Genomic DNA, 2,878 nt, shown 5'->3' with positions numbered 1-2,878 from the left:
TACTCTCGCATGGCTTGAGCCACACTACCATCGGCGCAGCTGCGTTTCACTTCCGAGTTCGGGATGGGATCGGGTGGTTCCACAGCGCTAATTTCACCAGGGAGGCTTTTGGAGAGTCGCACTCGTCCCGGGGGACAAGGCGCCAGCCTCGCATAGTTCTTGTGACGTAGCGTGCACTTGGATGCTCTTACGACGTTGTCGTAAAGCCAAGGCAACTTGAGGTTATATGGTCAAGCCGCACGGATCATTAGTATCAGTTAGCTCAATACATTGCTGTACTTACACACCTGACCTATCAACCACGTAGTCTACATGGTTCCTTCAGGGGGCTTGTGCCCCGGGAGATCTCATCTTGAGGCGCGCTTCCCGCTTAGATGCTTTCAGCGGTTATCGCTTCCGAACATAGCTACCCGGCAATGCCACTGGCGTGACAACCGGAACACCAGAGGTTCGTCCACTCCGGTCCTCTCGTACTAGGAGCAGCCCCTCTCAAATCTCCAACGCCCATGGCAGATAGGGACCGAACTGTCTCACGACGTTCTGAACCCAGCTCGCGTACCACTTTAAATGGCGAACAGCCATACCCTTGGGACCGACTACAGCCCCAGGATGTGATGAGCCGACATCGAGGTGCCAAACACCGCCGTCGATATGAACTCTTGGGCGGTATCAGCCTGTTATCCCCGGAGTACCTTTTATCCGTTGAGCGATGGCCCTTCCATACAGAACCACCGGATCACTAAGTCCTAGTTTCCTACCTGCTTGATCCGTCGATCTTGCAGTCAAGCACGCTTATGCCTTTGCACACAGTGCGCGATGTCCGACCGCGCTGAGCGTACCTTCGAGCTCCTCCGTTACTCTTTAGGAGGAGACCGCCCCAGTCAAACTACCCACCATACACGGTCCCCGACCCAGATAATGGGCCCAGGTTAGAACGTCAAGCACGACAGGGTGGTATTTCAAGGATGGCTCCGCCACAGCTAGCGCCATGGTTTCATAGCCTCCCACCTATCCTACACAGACGAACTCAACGTTCAGTGTAAAGCTATAGTAAAGGTTCACGGGGTCTTTCCGTCTTGCCACGGGAACGCTGCATCTTCACAGCGATTTCAATTTCACTGAGTCTCGGGTGGAGACAGCGCCGCTGTCGTTACGCCATTCGTGCAGGTCGGAACTTACCCGACAAGGAATTTCGCTACCTTAGGACCGTTATAGTTACGGCCGCCGTTTACTGGGGCTTCGATCAAGAGCTTCGCCTTGCGGCTGACCCCATCAATTAACCTTCCAGCACCGGGCAGGCGTCACACCCTATACGTCCACTTTCGTGTTTGCAGAGTGCTGTGTTTTTGATAAACAGTCGCAGCGGCCTGGTTACTGCGACCCTCTTCAGCTATAGCTCGCACGAGCCACCAAAAAGGGTGCACCTTCTCCCGAAGTTACGGTGCCATGTTGCCTAGTTCCTTCACCCGAGTTCTCTCAAGCGCCTGAGAATTCTCATCCTACCCACCTGTGTCGGTTTACGGTACGGTCTGCGTAAGCTGAAGCTTAGGAGCTTTTCCTGGAAGCGTGGTATCAGTGACTTTGCCATAAAGGCTCGTCTCGGTGCTCGGTCTTAAAGGATCCCGGATTTGCCAAAGATCCAAACCTACCGCCTTTCCCCAGGACAACCAACGCCTGGTACACCTAACCTTCTCCGTCCCTCCATCGCACTTACGCGAGGTGCAGGAATATTAACCTGCTTCCCATCGACTACGACTTTCGTCCTCGCCTTAGGGGCCGACTCACCCTGCGCCGATTAACGTTGCGCAAGGAAACCTTGGGCTTTCGGCGTGCGGGTTTTTCACCCGCATTATCGTTACTCATGTCAGCATTCGCACTTCCGATACCTCCAGCAGACTTCTCAATCCACCTTCAACGGCTTACGGAACGCTCCTCTACCGCGCATACAAAGTATGCACCCCAAGCTTCGGTTCTGTGCTTAGCCCCGTTAAATCTTCCCCGCAGACCGACTCGACCAGTGAGCTATTACGCTTTCTTTAAAGGGTGGCTGCTTCTAAGCCAACCTCCTGGCTGTCTGTGCCTTTCCACATGGTTTTCCACTTAGCACAAAATTTGGGACCTTAGCTGTGGGTCTGGGTTGTTTCCCTTTTCACGACGGACGTTAGCACCCGCCGTGTGTCTCCCATACAGTCCGTCTCGGTATTCGGAGTTTGCAATGGTTTGGTAAGTCGCGATGACCCCCTAGCCATAACAGTGCTCTACCCCCGAGAGGATACATATGAGGCGCTACCTAAATAGCTTTCGAGGAGAACCAGCTATCTCCGGGTTCGATTAGCTTTTCACTCCTAATCACACCTCATCCCCTACCTTTGCAACGGGAGTGGGTTCGGGCCTCCAGTGCGTGTTACCGCACCTTCACCCTGGGCATGACTAGATCACCCGGTTTCGGGTCTACTGCCCGCGACTATGCGCCCTTATCAGACTCGGTTTCCCTTCGCCTCCCCTATACGGTTAAGCTTGCCACGAACAGTAAGTCGCTGACCCATTATACAAAAGGTACGCAGTCACTCCTTGCGGAGCTCCTACTGCTTGTACGCACACGGTTTCAGGTTCTATTTCACTCCCCTCTCCGGGGTTCTTTTCGCCTTTCCCTCACGGTACTGGTTCACTATCGGTCGGTCAGTAGTATTTAGCCTTGGAGGATGGTCCCCCCATGTTCAGACAGGGTTTCACGTGCCCCGCCCTACTCGTCTTCACTGAAATGGCCCTTTCAGATACAGGGCTATCACCTTCTATGGCCGCTCTTTCCAGAGTGTTTTCCTAGAACCAAATCAGCTTAAGGGCTAGTCCGCGTTCGCTCGTCGCTACTTACGGAATC

The 2,878-nt window shown here is 54.0% G+C and carries 2 rRNA genes (1 of these 2 only partly in view); both read right to left on the bottom strand.

Annotated elements, in window-relative coordinates:
• Nucleotides 1-101, bottom strand: a 5S ribosomal RNA gene (gene rrf, locus ACM0PK_RS21475); the annotation flags it as partial.
• A gap of 125 nt (nucleotides 102-226) precedes the next feature.
• Nucleotides 227-2,878, bottom strand: a 23S ribosomal RNA gene (locus tag ACM0PK_RS21470); it runs 226 nt beyond the window's last position.

The sequence above is a fragment of the Stenotrophomonas sp. FR010 genome (assembly GCF_047520755.2).
Taxonomy (GTDB): Bacteria; Pseudomonadota; Gammaproteobacteria; order Xanthomonadales; family Xanthomonadaceae; genus Stenotrophomonas; species Stenotrophomonas sepilia.
The sequence above is the reverse complement of the archived record's forward strand: the minus strand, read 5'-3'. Positions and strand labels throughout refer to the sequence as shown.